This is a genomic window from Phreatobacter sp. (genome assembly GCF_052440005.1).
Lineage (GTDB): Bacteria > Pseudomonadota > Alphaproteobacteria > Rhizobiales > Phreatobacteraceae > Phreatobacter.
Genome location: NZ_JBQVQL010000055.1, coordinates 1 through 15,471 on the forward strand (window position 1 = coordinate 1; position 15,471 = coordinate 15,471).

16 protein-coding genes are annotated in these 15,471 nt (G+C 68.0%); 11 read left to right on the forward strand and 5 right to left on the reverse strand.

Translation table 11 applies throughout. The features are described 5' to 3' along the window. A partial coding sequence (locus ACT6XY_RS14140; RefSeq protein ID WP_444748963.1) for a GHMP family kinase ATP-binding protein occupies window positions 1–437 on the reverse strand: 437 nt, incomplete at its 3' end. Between the two features lie 16 nt (window positions 438–453). Next, entirely contained in the window at window positions 454–2,244 is a 1,791-nt protein-coding gene (locus ACT6XY_RS14145; RefSeq protein ID WP_444748964.1) for a tetratricopeptide repeat protein, read from the reverse strand. 275 nt (window positions 2,245–2,519) lie between these two features. On the opposite strand from ACT6XY_RS14145, the gene prmB reads away from it, so the two are divergent. Further along, the gene (gene prmB / locus ACT6XY_RS14150) at window positions 2,520–3,431 is read left to right on the forward strand and encodes a 50S ribosomal protein L3 N(5)-glutamine methyltransferase (RefSeq protein WP_444748965.1); all 912 of its coding nucleotides are present in this window, start codon (window positions 2,520–2,522) and stop codon (window positions 3,429–3,431) included. Here prmB and ACT6XY_RS14155 read toward each other — a convergent pair. Both ACT6XY_RS14155 and ettA read right to left on the reverse strand, forming a co-directional pair. Continuing rightward, the gene (locus ACT6XY_RS14155) at window positions 3,403–3,942 is read right to left on the reverse strand and encodes a GNAT family N-acetyltransferase (RefSeq protein WP_444748966.1); all 540 of its coding nucleotides are present in this window, start codon (window positions 3,940–3,942) and stop codon (window positions 3,403–3,405) included. The genes prmB and ACT6XY_RS14155 overlap by 29 nt on opposite strands. Window positions 3,943–3,950: 8 nt before the next feature. Next, the gene (ettA, locus tag ACT6XY_RS14160) at window positions 3,951–5,603 is read right to left on the reverse strand and encodes an energy-dependent translational throttle protein EttA (protein WP_444748967.1); all 1,653 of its coding nucleotides are present in this window, start codon (window positions 5,601–5,603) and stop codon (window positions 3,951–3,953) included. A gap of 215 nt (window positions 5,604–5,818) precedes the next feature. Here ettA and ACT6XY_RS14165 point away from each other — a divergent pair, with 215 nt between their 5' ends. Beyond that, window positions 5,819–6,190 (forward strand): hypothetical protein, encoded by a 372-nt coding sequence (locus ACT6XY_RS14165; RefSeq protein WP_444748968.1) that lies wholly within the window; start codon window positions 5,819–5,821, stop codon window positions 6,188–6,190. A 181-nt stretch (window positions 6,191–6,371) separates the two neighbouring features. On the opposite strand, the gene ACT6XY_RS14170 is transcribed toward ACT6XY_RS14165, so the two are convergent. After that, window positions 6,372–7,352 carry an alpha/beta fold hydrolase gene (locus ACT6XY_RS14170; RefSeq protein ID WP_444748969.1) on the reverse strand — a complete coding sequence of 327 codons (981 nt, stop codon included), beginning with the start codon at window positions 7,350–7,352 and terminating at the stop codon, window positions 6,372–6,374. 80 nt (window positions 7,353–7,432) lie between these two features. Here ACT6XY_RS14170 and ACT6XY_RS14175 point away from each other — a divergent pair, with 80 nt between their 5' ends. The 9 genes from ACT6XY_RS14175 to ACT6XY_RS14215 all read left to right on the forward strand — a co-directional run bounded on the left by ACT6XY_RS14175 (window position 7,433) and on the right by ACT6XY_RS14215 (window position 15,430). Then, a complete protein-coding gene (locus tag ACT6XY_RS14175; protein ID WP_444748970.1) occupies window positions 7,433–7,741 on the forward strand; it encodes a plasmid stabilization protein in 309 nt (102 codons plus the stop codon). 78 nt (window positions 7,742–7,819) lie between these two features. Further along, window positions 7,820–8,485 (forward strand): TetR family transcriptional regulator, encoded by a 666-nt coding sequence (locus ACT6XY_RS14180; RefSeq protein WP_444748971.1) that lies wholly within the window; start codon window positions 7,820–7,822, stop codon window positions 8,483–8,485. A gap of 31 nt (window positions 8,486–8,516) precedes the next feature. Beyond that, window positions 8,517–9,293, forward strand: coding sequence for a cyclase family protein (locus tag ACT6XY_RS14185; RefSeq protein ID WP_444748972.1), 777 nt, complete (start codon window positions 8,517–8,519; stop codon window positions 9,291–9,293). A 5-nt stretch (window positions 9,294–9,298) separates the two neighbouring features. After that, on the forward strand, window positions 9,299–10,291 hold the full coding sequence (locus ACT6XY_RS14190) for a fumarylacetoacetate hydrolase family protein (protein ID WP_444748973.1): 993 nt from the start codon (window positions 9,299–9,301) through the stop codon (window positions 10,289–10,291). 300 nt (window positions 10,292–10,591) lie between these two features. Further along, window positions 10,592–11,401: an ABC transporter ATP-binding protein gene (locus ACT6XY_RS14195; RefSeq protein ID WP_444748974.1), complete on the forward strand. Its 810-nt coding sequence runs from the start codon at window positions 10,592–10,594 to the stop codon at window positions 11,399–11,401. 3 nt (window positions 11,402–11,404) lie between these two features. Further along, window positions 11,405–12,118 (forward strand): ABC transporter ATP-binding protein, encoded by a 714-nt coding sequence (locus tag ACT6XY_RS14200; RefSeq protein ID WP_444748975.1) that lies wholly within the window; start codon window positions 11,405–11,407, stop codon window positions 12,116–12,118. Between the two features lie 28 nt (window positions 12,119–12,146). Continuing rightward, window positions 12,147–13,052 carry a branched-chain amino acid ABC transporter permease gene (locus tag ACT6XY_RS14205; RefSeq protein ID WP_444748976.1) on the forward strand — a complete coding sequence of 302 codons (906 nt, stop codon included), beginning with the start codon at window positions 12,147–12,149 and terminating at the stop codon, window positions 13,050–13,052. Window positions 13,053–13,054: 2 nt separating this feature from the next. Beyond that, entirely contained in the window at window positions 13,055–14,107 is a 1,053-nt protein-coding gene (locus ACT6XY_RS14210; RefSeq protein WP_444748977.1) for a branched-chain amino acid ABC transporter permease, read from the forward strand. 93 nt (window positions 14,108–14,200) lie between these two features. After that, a complete protein-coding gene (locus ACT6XY_RS14215) occupies window positions 14,201–15,430 on the forward strand; it encodes an ABC transporter substrate-binding protein (RefSeq protein ID WP_444748978.1) in 1,230 nt (409 codons plus the stop codon). Window positions 15,431–15,471: the final 41 nt, after the last annotated feature.

The following is a 15,471-nucleotide window of genomic DNA, read 5'->3' on the forward strand; positions in this document are numbered from 1 at the left end:
GAGAGGCACACCGGAACGTCGGAGCCGGTCAGCCGGGCGGCATCCATCAGGCGGGGATCGTCCGGGACGAGACCGGCGGCGCGGGCGAGGAGCCGCAGCGCCGCCGCCGCGTCCGACGAGCCGCCGCCGAGGCCCGCCGCCACCGGCAGCCGCTTGATAAGGGTGAAGGTACCGTGCGGCAGGCCCGGCACGCGGTCGGCGAGGAGCCGCGCCGCCTTCAGCACGAGGTTGTCCCCCGGTGGTCCAGCGTCGGCCGCCGTGCGGCCGCGCACCACGAGCGAGATGCCCTCCCCCCCTGGAGAGAAGCGCAACTCGTCGCCAGCGGCGGCGAAGAACACGAGGCTTTCGAGGTCGTGATAGCCGTCGGCCCGCCGTCCCCTGACGGCCAGCGTCAGGTTCACCTTGGCGGGCGCGCGCGCGACGAGGGCGGGCGGCATGGGCCGGCCGGTCGGTTCAGTTCGGCTTGGGAGCCGGCCCCTCGCCGGTGTTGCGGCTGGTCTGGACCGGGCTGTCGGTCAGGCCGTTGGCGATCTTGTCGAGGATGCGCGGCAGGTCGTCCGGCTCCGGCTTGAGGTCGCGCGCATGGTTCCACTGGAACCTTGCCTCCAGCTCGCGGCCGGCCTTCCAGTAGGCGTCGCCGAGATGGTCGTTGATCACCGGGTCCTCCGGCTTCAACTCGATCGCCCGCTCCAGCTCGGCCACCGCCTCCTCGTAGCGGCCCATGCGGTAATAGGCCCAGCCGAGGCTGTCGACGATGTAGCCGTCCTCCGGCGTCAGCTCGACGGCCTTGCGCACCAGCGCGAGGCCCTCCTCGAGGTTGATGCCCTGGTCGACCCAGGAATAGCCGAGATAGTTCAGCACCTGCGCCCGGCCGCGGGCATTGTTCTCGGGGATGAGCTCGAGCGCCTTCTTCAGGTCCGCCTCCGCCTTCGCCCACTGCTTGGTGCGCTCATAGGCGATGCCGCGGAAGTAGAAGTAGATCCAGTGCTGCGGGCCCGGATCGGAGATCAGCGCCAGCGCCTTCGAATAGGTCTCCGCCGCCTCCCCGAACATCTTGCGGGCGCGCTGGATGTTGCCGAGCGCCTGCAGCGCCTCGAGGTCCTGCGGGTTGCGGGTGATGAGCTCGGCCAGGGCCTTGCGGGCCTCGTCGGTGCGGTCGAGCTGTTCGAGGTTCAGCGCGCGCTGGATCTGCGCGTTGCGGTAGAGCGGCGAGCTCTCCGGCATGGCCTCGAAGACGGCGATCGCCCGGCGCGGCAGTTTCAGAAACTCGTAGAGGTCGGCGAGCGACAGGATCGCCATGTCCTGCTGTGGTTCCAGCCAGCGGGCGAGCTGCAGATAGATCAGGGCCAGGTCCTCGCCGCCCTGCCGCGACAGCGCCGAGCCGAGGCCGTAGAGCACCTCGGCGGCGCCCGCCTGACTGGTCCGCACCAGCATGGGCAGCGTTCCGCCCGGCTGGTTCAGCCGCTCCTGCGCCGCGACGATGACGGGATGGTTGGGGATGACCTTGTCGTAGGCGGCGAAGATCTGCCGCGCATCGTCGGCCGTCTTGGCGCGCGAGGCCCAGCGGCCGTAGGCGTCGACGATCCTGAGGATGGTCGGGTCCTGCTTGTAGGCCTCCTCCAGCCGCCGTCCTGCATCGGCCCGACGGCCGGCGGCGTCGAGGATCAGGCCGGCATGGAAGTTCTTGAAGAGGTTGTACCAGTCGGCGCCCGTGAGCCGGTCGAGCACCGCAACGCCCGCCTGCGCGTCGCCCGACCCGACGTGGGTCCAGCCGATGAGCAGGGCCGAGGTGAGGTCGGCATTGGCCCGCGGCGCCGCCGTGAGGTGGGTCCGCGCAGTCTGGAACTGCTTGGCCTTGATCGCCCGCATCGCGAGGGTCAGACGCGCCAGGCGGTGCCCGCGATCGATCTGGATCAGCCGTTCGGCCAGCGGGACCGCCTCGTCGACATTGCCGTCGGCGAGCGTCGTGACGAAGGCGCGCTCCAGGATCTCGTTGTTGCGCGGGTCCTGGCGCAGGGCGGCGCGCCAGTAGACGGACGCCGCCGAAGTGTCCCGCACGTTGGAGGCGAGCCGGGCCGCCAGCACATTGCCGTAGACGGAACCCCGCAGCGCGTCGCGGAAGGTCGGCGTCGCCCCCAGCGGTTCGAAGGTCTGGTTGCGTGTCTGCGCGAGGACCGGGGACACGACGGCGGAGGCGATGGCCACCGCCAGCGCGACGACGCGGAAATGGGTCTTGATCGTCACAATCGCTCTCTCGTCATTCCTCGGAGAAGATCGGCGCCGCACGCAAAAAAAGATGCGCCTGTCGGATCGGCGGGGTCTCGGTCCAGAATGCCTCCGAAGCCCGTGATCCGCAAGGAGACCTTGGCCCCGGACTTGGGCGATGGAAAGGCGGATGGCGGTTTCGTGATCGTCGCGCGTCGATCCGCCCCATGGCATCAGACGAGGCTTGAAGCGGCGCCGGCGAGGCTTTAGCAGGGCGCGGGGGCGTGGTTTTCGCCCGTTTCGGAATATACTTCATGGCCCTCTCGCCCGCCGACGAACTCCTGACGCTGCGCGACCTCGTCCGCTACGCCGTCACCCGCTTCGCCCAGGCACGGCTGGTCTACGGCCACGGCACCACCACCGCCCTGGACGAGGCGGCCTTCATGATGCTGGAGGGCCTCTCCCTGCCGGTCGACGAGCTCGGCCCCTGGCTCGAGGCGCGGCTCACCCGCCCCGAGCGCGAGCGGCTGATCGGCCTCATCGAAGCCCGCATCGCCACCCGCAAGCCGGCCCCCTATCTCGTCGGCCGCGCCTATATCCAGGGCGTGCCGTTCCGGGTCGACGAGCGGGTCATCGTGCCGCGTTCCTATCTCGGCGAGATGATGATGACCGGCGCCCTGACGCAGGACGGCGCGGGACCGATTCCCGATCCCTTCGAGATCACCCGCGTCCTCGACCTGTGCACCGGCTCGGGCTGCCTCGCCATCCTCGCCGCCATGGCCTATCCGAACGCAGCCGTCGACGCGGTGGACCTGTCGAAAGATGCGCTGGAGGTGGCGAAGCTCAACGTCGCCGACCACGAAATGGAGGATCGCGTCCACCTCGTCGCGGGCGACCTCTTCAAGCCGCTCGCCGGCCGGCGTTATGATCTCATCGTCGCCAATCCGCCCTACGTCGCCAAGGCCGAGGTCGACGCCTTCCCGGCGGAATACCGGGCCGAACCCGTCATGGCCCATCTCGGCGGCGCCGACGGGCTCGACCTCGTCCGCCGCATCCTCGCCTCCGCCGCCGACCACCTCACGCCGGACGGCGGCCTCCTTTGCGAGATCGGCACGGGCCGCGACATCCTCGAGGGGGAATACGACCTGCCCTTCCTCTGGCTCGATTCGGCCGAGAGCGAGGGCGAGGTGTTCTGGCTCAGTGCGGCGGATCTGGCGGTGGAATGAAACCCGGCGCGTCTCCTCGGCCCTCCCCGGCCAGGGCGTCGACCCCCTCCCCCTCCAGCCGGTAGTAGATCGCCGGCCGAACCTTCATCCCCAGCCGCTCGTAGAAGCGCTGGGCGCCGGCATTCTGCGGCTCCGCCGTGAGGTCGATGCGGGTGATGCCCTTGTCGCGGGCGAAGCGTGCGAGGAAGCCCATCAGCGCCTCGCCGGTGCCGGCTCCCCGCATGTCCTCGACGACGAAGAGATCCTTGACGAAGAGCACACCGCCGAGGCGCCGTCCCGGATGAACCAGCACGAAGAAGGCGATGCCGACGGGCCGACCCTCGCTGAACGCGAGGGCCACCAGAGATCCCAGATGATCGTCGGTCTCGATCCGCCGCATCAGGGCGGAGACTTCGTCGGCGGAACTCGGCGGAAGCTCCGGATTGTAGAAGAGGTCCATCGCCCTGTTCATGGCGGCGATGGCCCCGTGGTCTTCAGGGCCGGCGAGGCGGATGATCGTAGCGCCGGCCATCCGCCACCTCAGCGCGCGAACTTCTTGTACTGGATGCGCTTCGGAATGGTCGAATCCGTGCCGAGGCGGCGCTTCTTGTCCTCCTCGTAGTCCTGGAAATTGCCCTCGAACCACTCGACGTGGCTGTCGCCCTCGAAGGCGAGGATGTGGGTGGCGATGCGGTCGAGGAACATGCGGTCATGGCTGATGATGACGGCGCAGCCGGCATAGTCCTCCAGCGCCTCCTCGAGCGCCCTGAGCGTGTCGACGTCGAGGTCGTTGGTCGGCTCGTCGAGCAGCAGGACGTTGGCGCCGCGCTGCAGGATCTTGGCGAGATGGACGCGGTTGCGCTCGCCGCCGGAGAGCTGGCCGACCTTCTTCTGCTGGTCGCCGCCCTTGAAGTTGAAGGCGCCGCAATAGGCGCGGGCGTTGATCTCGCGCTTGCCGAGATAGAGGATCTCGTTGCCGCCGGAGATCTCCTCGTAGACGGTCTTGCCGTCGGCGAGGGCGTCGCGCGACTGATCGACATAGCCGAGCTTGACGTTGTCGGCGACGATGATCTCGCCGCCGTCCGGCGTCTCCTGGCCGGCGATCATGCGGAACAGCGTGGTCTTGCCGGCGCCGTTCGGGCCGATGACGCCGACGATACCGCCCGGCGGCAGGCGGAACGACAGGTTGTCGATCAGCAGCTTGTCGCCGAAGGCCTTGGACAGGTCCTTGAACTCGATGACGTTGTTGCCGAGGCGCTCGGCGATCGGAATGATGATCTGCGCCGTGGTCGGGCCGGCCTCGGCCGCCTTCTTGACCAGCTCGTCGTAGCGCTGGATGCGGGCCTTGTTCTTGGCCTGCCGCGCCTTCGGCGAAGACCCCATCCATTCGGCTTCGCGCTGCAGCGCCTTCAGGCGCGTCTCCTCCTCGCGGCCTTCCTGCACGAGGCGCTTCTGCTTCTGCTGGAGCCAGGAGGAGTAGTTGCCCTCGTAGGGGATGCCCTTGCCGCGGTCGAGCTCGAGAATCCACCCCGTGACGTTGTCGAGGAAGTAGCGATCGTGGGTGACGATCAGGATGGCGCCCGGATAGGTCCTCAGGTGCCCTTCCAGCCAGGCCGTCGTCTCCGCGTCGAGGTGGTTGGTCGGCTCGTCGAGCAGCAGGACTTCCGGCTGGTCGAGCAGCAGGCGGCAGAGGGCGACGCGGCGCTTCTCGCCGCCCGAGAGCTTGTCCACCGCCCAGTCGTCCGGCGGGCAGATCAGGGCATCCATCGCCTGGTCGACCTGGCTGTCGAGGTCCCACAGGCCCTGCGCCTCGATCTCGTCCTGGAGCTTGGCCATCTCGTCGGCCGTCTCGTCGGAGTAGTTCATGGCGAGGTCGTTGTAGCGGTCGAGGATCGCCTTCTTCTTGGCGACGCCGAGCATGACATTCTCGCGCACGGTGAGGCTGGTATCGAGCTGCGGCTCCTGCGGCAGGTAGCCGACGCGCACGCCCTCGGCCGCCCAGGCCTCGCCGGTATACTCCTTGTCCATCCCCGCCATGATGCGCAACAGGGTCGACTTGCCCGCGCCGTTGACGCCGAGCACGCCGATCTTGGCGTCCGGATAGAAGGACAGGTGGACGTTCTCCAGGACCTTCTTGCCGTTCGGATAGGCCTTGGTCAGGCCGGACATGTGGTAGGCGAACTGGCGAGCCATGGCGTGGGGCGTCCCTGGAGTGCCGCGTGCACCGGCGGTGCCGCGCCGCGTCGAATTGGATGTCGCGTGATCAGCGCGAGATAGCGGGCGGCGGGGAAAGCCGCAAGCCGGATGCGGCGAAATTTCCACCCCGCGCCCTGTGACAACGGCCCGGAACCATGCTGATCATGGAGACGGCCGCGAGAAAGCGCGGACCCAATCCTCAGGGGGAGACGATGGTGAAGAACAGGGCGCTGGTGGCCGGACTGGCGATCGTCATGGCGAGCGTCGGCGGGGCCGCCGCACAGCAGCTCACCGGCCGCTACCAGGTCGTCGGCGACAACGGCAACGGCACGGGCTATCGCGGCGTGGCGGTGATCAGCGGCACGGCCGGCGGCAATTGCGGCATCCGCTGGACCATCGTCAACACGCCGCCGACGCAAGGGTTCTGCATGCGCCAGGGCAACGTGCTCTCGGCCGCCTACAAGCTCGGCGAGTCCGTCGGCCTGATCGTCTACCGCATCAACGACGACGGCACCCTCGACGGCACCTGGACCATTGCCGGCCAGGAAGGTGTCGGCAAGGAAAGGCTCGTGCCGGCGCGGTGAGGCCGTCGCCTGTCCCTGTCGCGTCATGGCCGGGCTCGTCCCGGCCATCCACGACTTGAACTCCGCATGCTTGGAACGGGCTCCTGCCGGCTCCGCCCGCCTTTCCTTGGTCCGGGGGCACCCTGCAAGATCCGGTTGCGTCCTTCGAGGCTCGCTGTTGGCGCACCGTCGGCAGCGATTCCTAATCCAGCCCCGCCAGGAACCCCGTCAGGAGCCCGCTCACCTCGTCCGCCCGCTCCTGCTGGATCCAGTGGCCTGCCCCCTCGATGAGATGCACGCCCTGGCAGCCCGGCAACGTCTTCGGATAGGCCTCGATCTGCGCCTTCGAAGCGGGGAAATGCATCACCCCGTCGTTCGTGCCGGCGATGAAGAGCGAGGGCTGGCGGATCGGCTGGCCCCGCCAGGGGGCCGTCAGCGCCGCGTTCCGCCTGAGGTTGCGATACCAGTTGAGGCCGCCGCGGAAGCCGGAATGGGCGAACTGTCCGGCAAGATACGCCATGTGCGCCGGCGGCAGCCAGGGGGGTAGCTCTCCCGGCGGATCGGTGTTGGCGATGATGCCGCCCGGCGTCTTCAGGCGGATCATCGACTTGCGGCGGCCGGTCCGGTCGCCGAACCCGTCGAAATAGATGCGCTTCAGGCTATCCTCGGGATCGCGGTCGAGTTCGGCCTCGGCGACGCCCGGAGCCTGGAAATACTGCATGTAGAAGTCGCGGATGCCGAGCTTCTCCAGCGCCGTCAGCAGGTCGCTGTAGCCTGGCGGCGTCCAGGGCACGCTCATGCCGACCACGGCGCGGAAGACGTCCGGGCGCAGCAGCGCGCAGTGCCAGGCGACGGGCGCGCCCCAGTCGTGGCCGACCACCACCGCGCTCTCCGCCCCCAGTGCCTTCACGAGTTCAACCTGGTCGGCGACGAGGTCGAGGATGGAATAGCGCTCGATCTCAGCCGGGGCGTCGGTATGGCCGTAGCCGCGCATGTCGGGGGCAACCGCCCGGTAGCCGGCCGCGGCGACCGCGCGCATCTGGTGGCGCCAGGAGGCCCAGCCCTCCGGCCAGCCGTGGCATAACAGAACGAGCGGGCCCTCCCCCAGCTCGGCGACGCGCATGGCGATGCCGTTGGCCTTCACCATCCTCAGCGGGATGGGTCCGTCTTGCGTCGCGGCCATGGGACCTCCGGTCGAAGAGCTGGAACCGGAGCCTGCCCCACCGGTTGGCTCTTGAACATTCCCCCGAACAGGAGGCGGCGATGCCCCAGGGCGACAAGTCGGCCTATACGGACAAGCAGAAGCGCAAGGCCGAGCACATCGAGAAGAGCTACGAGGAGCGCGGGACCTCGGAGAAGCGGGCCGAGGCCATTGCCTGGGCGACCGTCAACAAGGAGAGCGGCGGCGGCAACAAGTCGGGCTCCGGCCGCGGCAAGGCCGACACCAAGGCCTCGGCCAAGCGGGGCGGAGCGAAGGGCGGCGAGGCCAGCGCCTCGCGCAGCGCGGCAGAGCGCTCGGCCTCGGCCAGGAAAGCCGCCGCCACCCGCAAGCGCAACGCCTCCGGGGGCTGACGCGCCCTCCCCTGTTCGGCGATCTTGAGCCAGGTGCCCCGATGGCCTTGACTGATCGCACGATCAGCGAGAGGGCGCATGGCCGGGCAAGCTGCCGGGACTGCCAAGGCGACCGCGAAGGAGGACATCCTCGACGCGGCGGAGGCCCTGTTCGCCGCGCGCGGCTTCGAGGGGGCCTCGATGCGCGCCATCGCGGAGGCGGCGGGCGTCGCCCAGGCGCTCCTCCACTATCACTACAAGACCAAGGAAGGCCTGTTCGAGGCCATGTTCACCCGCCGCTCCGGGGCCATCAACCGCATCCGGCTGGCGCGGCTCGACGTGATGCTGGCGCGCGGCCGGCCGACCGTCGAGGACATCGTGGAGGCGCTGCTGCGCCCGACCATCGAGGCCGGCCATGATCCGAGCCGCGGCGGCAGCCGCTTCGCCTCCCTCATTCTCGCCACCAGCACCGCGGAAGGAGACTGGCAGAAGGGCCTCGTCGCCCGCAGCTACGATCCCATGGCCGAGCGCTTCATCGCCGCCCTGATGGTGGCGCTCCCCGACCTCGGGCGCGCCGAGGCAACCTGGGGCTATCTCTTCGTCGTCGGCGCCGCCCTCACCCAGATGGCCCCGACCGGCCGCGCCGACCGCCTGTCGGAAGGAGCTGCGCGCGACGAGGACACCGACGCCATGCTGTCCCGCGCCGTCATCTTCGCCGCGGCCGGGCTCAAGGCTCTCGCCGCCACCCCGCCCGACGATCATTGAACCTGCGACTTCCCCTTCGAGGAGACCTCACTTGCCCCGCCGCATCATCGACCTCTCCGTGGCCCTGCGCGCAGACATCGCTTCCGATCCGCCCTCGGCCCTGCCCTCGATCACCTATGTCGACCACAAGCAGTCCGTCGCCCAGATCCTCCCCTTCTTCCCCGGCCTGACGCAGGACGACCTCCCCGGCGGCGAGGGCTGGGCGGTGGAGCAGCTCAACGTCTCCACCCATAACGGCACCCATCTCGACGCGCCCTATCACTTCCATTCGACCACCGATGGCGGCAAGCCCGCCTGGACCATCGACGAGATGCCGCTCGACTGGTGCTTTCAGCGTGGTGTGAAGCTCGATTTCCGCCATTTCCCAGACGGCTATGTCGCAACGCCGGCCGACGTCGAGGCGGAACTGAAGCGTACCGGCGTCACCCTGCAGCCGCTCGACATCGTCGTGGTCAACACCGCCGCCGGCGCCCGCTACGGCGAGCCGGATTATGTCGGCCGGGGCTGCGGCATGGGGCGGGAGGCGACGCTGTACCTGACCGAGCGCGGTGTGAGGATCACCGGCACCGACGCCTGGAGCTGGGATGCACCCTTCGTCCACACCGCGCGCAAATATGCCGAGACGGGCGATGCCGGCCTCATCTGGGAGGGCCATCGCGCCGGCATGGTCCGCGCCTATGGCCATATCGAGAAGATGACCAATCTCGACCAACTGCCCCCCACCGGCTTCACCATCTCCTGCTTCCCGTTCAAGATCCACAAAGCCTCAGCCGGATTCTGCCGCGCCGTAGCCATCTTCGAGGACTGAGACCCATGAAGCTCGTCACCTTCGTCGGCTCGCACGGCCGCGACCGCCTCGGCTGCATCATCGGGCCGGAGGGCGACGAGCATGTGCTGGACCTCGCCACGGCCGCCCACCGCGACCATGTGCCGGCGACCGCCTTCCGCTCCATGCTGGCGCTGATCGAGGCGGGGCCGCGGGCCCTCGATAAGGCTCGCGACCTCGCTGCCACCCACAAGATCGACGAGGACATCGCCCGGCCGCTGTCGCGGGTGCGGCTGCTGGCGCCGATCCCCGTGCCGCCGCAGGTGCGCGACTTCTCGGTCTTCCCCCGCCACATCCTCGACGCGCCGGTGGGAATGAGGCGGATCATCGCGCGCGCCAAGGGTGACGAAGCCGCCGCCCAGGCGCTGAAGCCCGACGCCGAGGTGCCGAAGGTCTATCGCGACCGGCCGATCTACTACTTCACCAACCGCTTCTCGATCGTCGGCCCGGACAGTGACATCGTCTGGCCCGACTATTCGAAGCTGATGGACTATGAGCTCGAATTCGCCGCCGTCCTGTGGGGCGGCGGGTCCAACATCGACCTCGGCGAGGCCGGCCGGCACATCTTCGGCTACACGATCTTCAACGACTTCTCCGCCCGCGACGCCCAGCTCGCGGAAATGGCCGGCATGCTCGGCCCCGCCAAGGGCAAGAGCTTCGACGCCGGCAATGCGCTCGGCCCCTACATCCTCACCGCCGACGAGGTGCCCGACCCCTACGGCCTCGCGGCCACGGCGCGGGTCAACGGCCAAGTCTGGACCGACAGCAGCACCGCGGGAATGCTGCATTCCTTCGAGGACATGATCGCCTATGTCTCGCGATCGGAGACCCTCAGGCCGGGCGAGGTCTTCGGCTCGGGAACGGTGAACGGCGGCTGCGGTCTGGAGCACGACCGCTTCCTCTCCCACGGCGACGTGATCGAGCTCTCGGTCGCCGGTCTCGGCACGCTCCGCAACCGGATTCTCGCCTCCGCGGCCTGACGCGAAGCCTGCCCACGCACGTCCCGCACCGCGAAATCACCTCCGTCTTTGGAAAGAGGGCGGCGCCGGGCCCACGCCCGGCAGTTTCGGCTAATGGAATGAGATTTCATTCTTTTTGCCCGCCCCGGCAACGTACCGGCGAGTATGTCGTCGACCTGTGCCGCACTGCGGCACGCCGAGAAAGCGGCCCAGCAGGCATTGCAGCCGCCGCGCATATCTGATCACACTGCCATCAACGATAAGGCCGCGCCGAAAACGGCAGCGCAAAAAGCGCAAGGCTTCCAGGGAGGATAACGGCCAATGACATCCGTTGGCTTTGCCGACGCACATCCGGAATCCGTCCAGACGCCACTCCTGGCCGTCCGTGACATCTCCGTTCGCTTCGGCGGCATCATCGCACTGAACGGCATCTCGTTCGATGTCATGCCCGGTCACGTCGTCGGGCTGATCGGCCCGAACGGGGCGGGCAAGACGACGCTGTTCAACTGCCTGAGCCGCCTCTACATCCCCAACGAGGGCGACATCCTCTTCGAGGGGCGCTCGATCATGAACGCCCCCCGCCATGCCATCGCCGAGATCGGCATGGGGCGCACCTTCCAGAACGTCGCGCTGTTCGACCGCATGTCGGTGCTCGACAACGTCAAGGTCGGCTGCCACAGCCAGACCCATGCCGGCTTCCTGCGCTCGGTGCTCAGAGCGAGCGGCGTCGCCGCCGAGGAGAAGGCGATCGAGGACCGCGCCCGCGAGCTCGTCGCCTTCATGGGCCTCGAGCCCTTCGCGGCCATGCCGGCAGGTCCCCTGCCCTTCCCCATCCGCAAGCGCGTCGAACTCGCCCGGGCCCTCGCGGCGCGGCCGAAGCTCCTCCTCCTCGACGAGCCGGCCGCCGGCCTCAACCACGACGAGATCGAGGTCCTCAAGGAGCAGATCCGCCGCGTCGTCGAAATCCAGAAGGTCACCACGTTGCTGGTGGAGCATCACATGAGCCTGGTCATGTCCGTCTCGGACAAGGTGGTGGCCATCGACTTCGGCAAGAAGATCGCCGACGGAACGCCCGCCGAGGTGCAGCGCGACCCCGAGGTCATCCGCGCCTATCTCGGGACGGGGGCCTGAGCCATGGCGCCTCTTCTCGAGATCAGCGGCCTCAAGGCCTACTACGGCGCGACGGAAGCCCTGCACGGGCTGAGCTTCACGCTCGCGCAGGGCGGCATCACGACCCTGCTCGGAGCCAACGGGGCCGGCAAGACGACGACGCTGCGCGCCATCAGCGGCCTCGTCCGCCGCGAGGGCAGCATCGTCTTCGACGGCCGGCCCATCGAGCGGATGGCGACCGAGGACATCACCCGCCTCGGCGTCGCCCACGTGCCGGAGGGCCGCGGCACCTTCGTCGGCCTCTCGGTCGAGGAGAACCTCAAGATCGCCAGCTACGGCCGGCGCGACAAGTCCGGCGTGAAGCGCGACCTCGACCTCGTCTTCACCTACTTTCCCCGCCTGAAGGAGCGCATCGCCCAGCAGGCCGGCACGCTCTCCGGCGGCGAGCAGCAGATGCTCGCCATCTCCCGCGCCCTCATGCTCGGCCCCCGGCTGATGCTGCTGGACGAGCCCTCCTTCGGCCTCGCCCCGCTCATCGTCCAGGAGATCTTCCACATCATGCGGCGGATCAACGAGGAGGCCGGCGTCTCCATGCTCCTCGTCGAGCAGAACGCGGCGCTGGCGCTGAACCTCGCCGAGAACGCCTACGTGCTGGAGACCGGCACCGTCGTCATGTCGGGGCCCTCGGCCGAGCTGAAGAACGACGAGGGCATCCGCAAATCCTACCTCGGCTACTGAGCCGGCAGCAGAGGACAGAGGAAGACGCATGGAACAGCTGATCCAGCAGATCGCATCGGGACTGGCGTCGGGAGCGATCTATGCGCTCGTCGCCCTCGCCCTGGTGATGATCTTCACGGCGACGGACCACCTGAACTTCGCCCAGGGCGAGATGGCGATGTTCTCCACCTATATCTGCTGGCAGCTCATCCAGTGGGGCTTTCCGTTCTGGCCGGCCCTCGGCTTCACCATCCTCTTCTCCTTCCTCCTCGGCGTCGCCATCGAACGGGTCATCCTGAGGCCACTTCACAACGCCTCGGTGCTCTCCATCGTCGTGGTCTTCATCGGTCTCCTCGCCATCTTCCACTCGCTGGCGGGCGGCATCTGGAGCCACACGATCAAGAACTTCCCCTCGCCCTTCCCGAACGTGACCTTCGCCGGCTCCGGCTATATCGGCTCGCACCAGATCGGCATGATCGTCGTCTCGCTGCTGATGCTCTTCGCGCTCTTCGCCTTCTTCCGCTTCACCCCGCTCGGCCTCGCCATGCGGGCGGCAGCGCAGAACCCGGTCTCGGCGCGCCTCGTCGGCGTCAAGGTGGACTGGATGCTGGCCCTCGGCTGGGGCCTCGCCGCGGCGGTCGGAGCGGTCGCCGGCGCCATGGTCGCGCCCGTCGTCTATCTCGAGCCCAACATGATGGCCTCAATCCTCCTCTACGGCTTCGCAGGCGCCCTCGTCGGCGGCATCTCCAACCCGGCCGGCGCCGTCTTCGGCGGCTTCATGGTGGGCGTGCTCGAAAACCTCGTCGCCTATTTCGGCAACCTCACCGAGAAGACCTTCGGCATCTACATCGTCGGCAACGGCGAGAAGCTGACCGTCGCCCTGATCATCGTCATCACCATCCTCACCCTGAAGCCCGCCGGCCTGTTCGGCCGCACCACCGTCAAGAGGGTGTAGCCATGACCGCCATCACCTCCACCGCCCCGGCCGCCGCGGACGGCGCGCGCAACCTGACCCGCACTTTGCTGCTCGGGCTCCTCGTCCTCGCCGCCGCCCTGCCCTTCCTCGTCGGCAAGTCCGGCTTCATCTCGAACTTCACCTTCCTGCAGCTCAGCCTCATGATCGTCTACGCGATCGCCGTGCTGGGCCTGAACCTGCTCACCGGCTTCAACGGCCAGATCTCCCTCGGCCACGGCGCCTTCTTCGCCGTCGGCGCCTATACGGCGGCGATCCTCATCGAGCAGTTCGGCGTCAATTACTGGCTGACCCTGCCGGCTGCCGCGATCCTCTGCTTCGTCATCGGCTATCTCTTCGGCCTGCCGGCCCTCCGGCTCGAGGGTCACTATCTGGCGCTGGCCACCTTCGGCCTCGCCATCGCCGTGCCCCAGATGCTGAAATACAAGCACCTGGAGCCGCTGACCAACGGCGTCATGGGCATCAACCTCTTGAAGCCCGACGCGCCCTTCGGTCTGCCGCTCTCCGGCGACCAGTGGATGTATCTGGTCGTGCTGATCGTCGCCGTCGTGATGTTCTGGATGGCGCGCAACCTGCTGAACTCCCGCCCCGGCCGCGCCATGGTGGCGATCCGCGACCACACGCTCGCCGCCGGCACGATGGGCATCGACACCTCGCGCTACAAGGCGACGGTCTTCGGCATCTCCGCCCTCTATGTCGGCATCGCCGGCGCCCTGCACGCCATCATCTTCGAGTTCGTCTCGCCCGACAGCTTCCGCTTCGAGCTCTCGATCGCCATCCTGGTCGGCGCGGTGGTCGGCGGGGTCGCCTCGCTCCCCGGCGCGGTGATCGGCGGCGTCTTCGTCCAGTTCATCGAGAAATATGCCGACGCGATGACGAAGAAGCTGACCCAGGCGATCCACCTGCCGCTCGAACTCCAGCCCTGGACGCTCTACGGCATCACCCTCATCGTGCTGATCTACGTCATGCCCGGCGGCATCGCCGGCGGCCTCGCCGCCCTGTGGGCGCGGCTGAGGCGACCACCCCAGGGAGGCTGACGCGCCGCCCTGATCTGACCGCAGTGCATCGAGACACTGTCCAAGCCCCAAGCGGCCACAGAAGACCGCACCATCCACCCGGAGGAATACCCCATGACTGAGATGAAACGCAGAACGGTCCTCGCCGGCCTCGGCGCCCTCGCCGTGACGCCGGTCTTCGCGCCCGCCATCGCCCAGAAGCGCTACGACGACGGCGCCAGCGACACCGAGATCAAGATCGGCAACATCATGCCCTATTCGGGCAACGCCTCCGCCTACGGCGTCATCGGCCGCACGTCGGAAGCCGTCATGAAGATGGTCAACGACGCCGGCGGCCTGAACGGCCGCAAGATCAACTTCATCACCTACGACGACGGCTACTCGCCGCCCAAGGCGGTGGAAATGGTGCGCAAGCTGGTCGAGGAGGACAAGGTCCTGCTCGTCTTCAACCCGCTCGGCACGCCGTCCAACACCGCCATCCAGCGTTATCTCAACCAGCGCAAGGTGCCGCAGCTCTTCGTCGCCACCGGCGCATCCAAGTGGGGCAACCCGCGCCAGTTCCCCTGGACCATGGGCTGGCAGCCGGACTACGTCACCGAGGGCGCCATCTACGCCAAGCACATCCTGTCGACCAAGCCGGACGCCAAGATCGGCGTGCTGATGCAGAACGACGACTACGGCAAGGACTACTTCAACGGCTTCAAGCAGGGCCTCGGCGCCGCCAACGAGCGCAAGATCGTCCAGCTCTCGACCTACGAGGTGACCGACCCGACCGTCGACAGCCAGATGATCCAGCTGAAGAATTCCGGCGCCGACGTGTTCTTCAACATCACCACGCCGAAGTTCGCGGCGCAGGCGATCAAGAAGGCGGCGGAGATCGCCTGGAAGCCGGTCCACTACCTCAACAACGTGTCCTCGTCCTTCGGCTCGGTGCTGAAGCCGGCCGGCATCGAGAACTCGCAGGGCATCATGGTCGCCCTCTACCGCAAGGACGCCAACGACCCGCAGTGGGTGAACTCGCCCGACGTGGTCGCCTGGAAGGCCTTCATGGCCAAGTACATGCCCAATGCCGACATGCGCGACGACGGGCACAACTTCGGCTTCTCCGTCGCCCACACCCTGCTGCAGACCCTGAAGCAGGCCGGCGACAACCTGACGCGCGAGAACGTCATGAAGGAGGCCGCCAACCTGAAGGCCTTCGAGTCGCCGCTGCTGCTGCCCGGCATCAAGGTGAACACCTCGCCGACCGACTTCTACCCGATCCAGTCGGTGCAGCTCGCCCGGGTCAAGGGCGAGAGCTTCGAGCTCTTCGGCAACGTCCTCTCCAACGAGAGCACGTCCTGAGGAGAGACCTGGCGGCGCGGGCGACCGCGCCGCCTCTTCCC

What these genes read in the sequence shown, in the direction of transcription:
- ACT6XY_RS14190 (WP_444748973.1), top strand. Translation starts at nt 9,299, where the DNA reads ATGAAGCTCGTCACCTTCGTCGGCTCGCACGGCCGCGACCGCCTCGGC.
- ACT6XY_RS14200 (WP_444748975.1), top strand. Translation starts at nt 11,405, where the DNA reads ATGGCGCCTCTTCTCGAGATCAGCGGCCTCAAGGCCTACTACGGCGCG.
- ACT6XY_RS14215 (WP_444748978.1), top strand. Translation starts at nt 14,201, where the DNA reads ATGACTGAGATGAAACGCAGAACGGTCCTCGCCGGCCTCGGCGCCCTC.
- prmB (WP_444748965.1), top strand. Translation starts at nt 2,520, where the DNA reads ATGGCCCTCTCGCCCGCCGACGAACTCCTGACGCTGCGCGACCTCGTC.
- ACT6XY_RS14180 (WP_444748971.1), top strand. Translation starts at nt 7,820, where the DNA reads ATGGCCGGGCAAGCTGCCGGGACTGCCAAGGCGACCGCGAAGGAGGAC.
- ettA (WP_444748967.1), bottom strand. Translation starts at nt 5,603, where the DNA reads ATGGCTCGCCAGTTCGCCTACCACATGTCCGGCCTGACCAAGGCCTAT.
- ACT6XY_RS14170 (WP_444748969.1), bottom strand. Translation starts at nt 7,352, where the DNA reads ATGGCCGCGACGCAAGACGGACCCATCCCGCTGAGGATGGTGAAGGCC.
- ACT6XY_RS14175 (WP_444748970.1), top strand. Translation starts at nt 7,433, where the DNA reads ATGCCCCAGGGCGACAAGTCGGCCTATACGGACAAGCAGAAGCGCAAG.
- ACT6XY_RS14195 (WP_444748974.1), top strand. Translation starts at nt 10,592, where the DNA reads ATGACATCCGTTGGCTTTGCCGACGCACATCCGGAATCCGTCCAGACG.
- ACT6XY_RS14210 (WP_444748977.1), top strand. Translation starts at nt 13,055, where the DNA reads ATGACCGCCATCACCTCCACCGCCCCGGCCGCCGCGGACGGCGCGCGC.
- ACT6XY_RS14165 (WP_444748968.1), top strand. Translation starts at nt 5,819, where the DNA reads ATGGTGAAGAACAGGGCGCTGGTGGCCGGACTGGCGATCGTCATGGCG.
- ACT6XY_RS14155 (WP_444748966.1), bottom strand. Translation starts at nt 3,942, where the DNA reads ATGGCCGGCGCTACGATCATCCGCCTCGCCGGCCCTGAAGACCACGGG.
- ACT6XY_RS14205 (WP_444748976.1), top strand. Translation starts at nt 12,147, where the DNA reads ATGGAACAGCTGATCCAGCAGATCGCATCGGGACTGGCGTCGGGAGCG.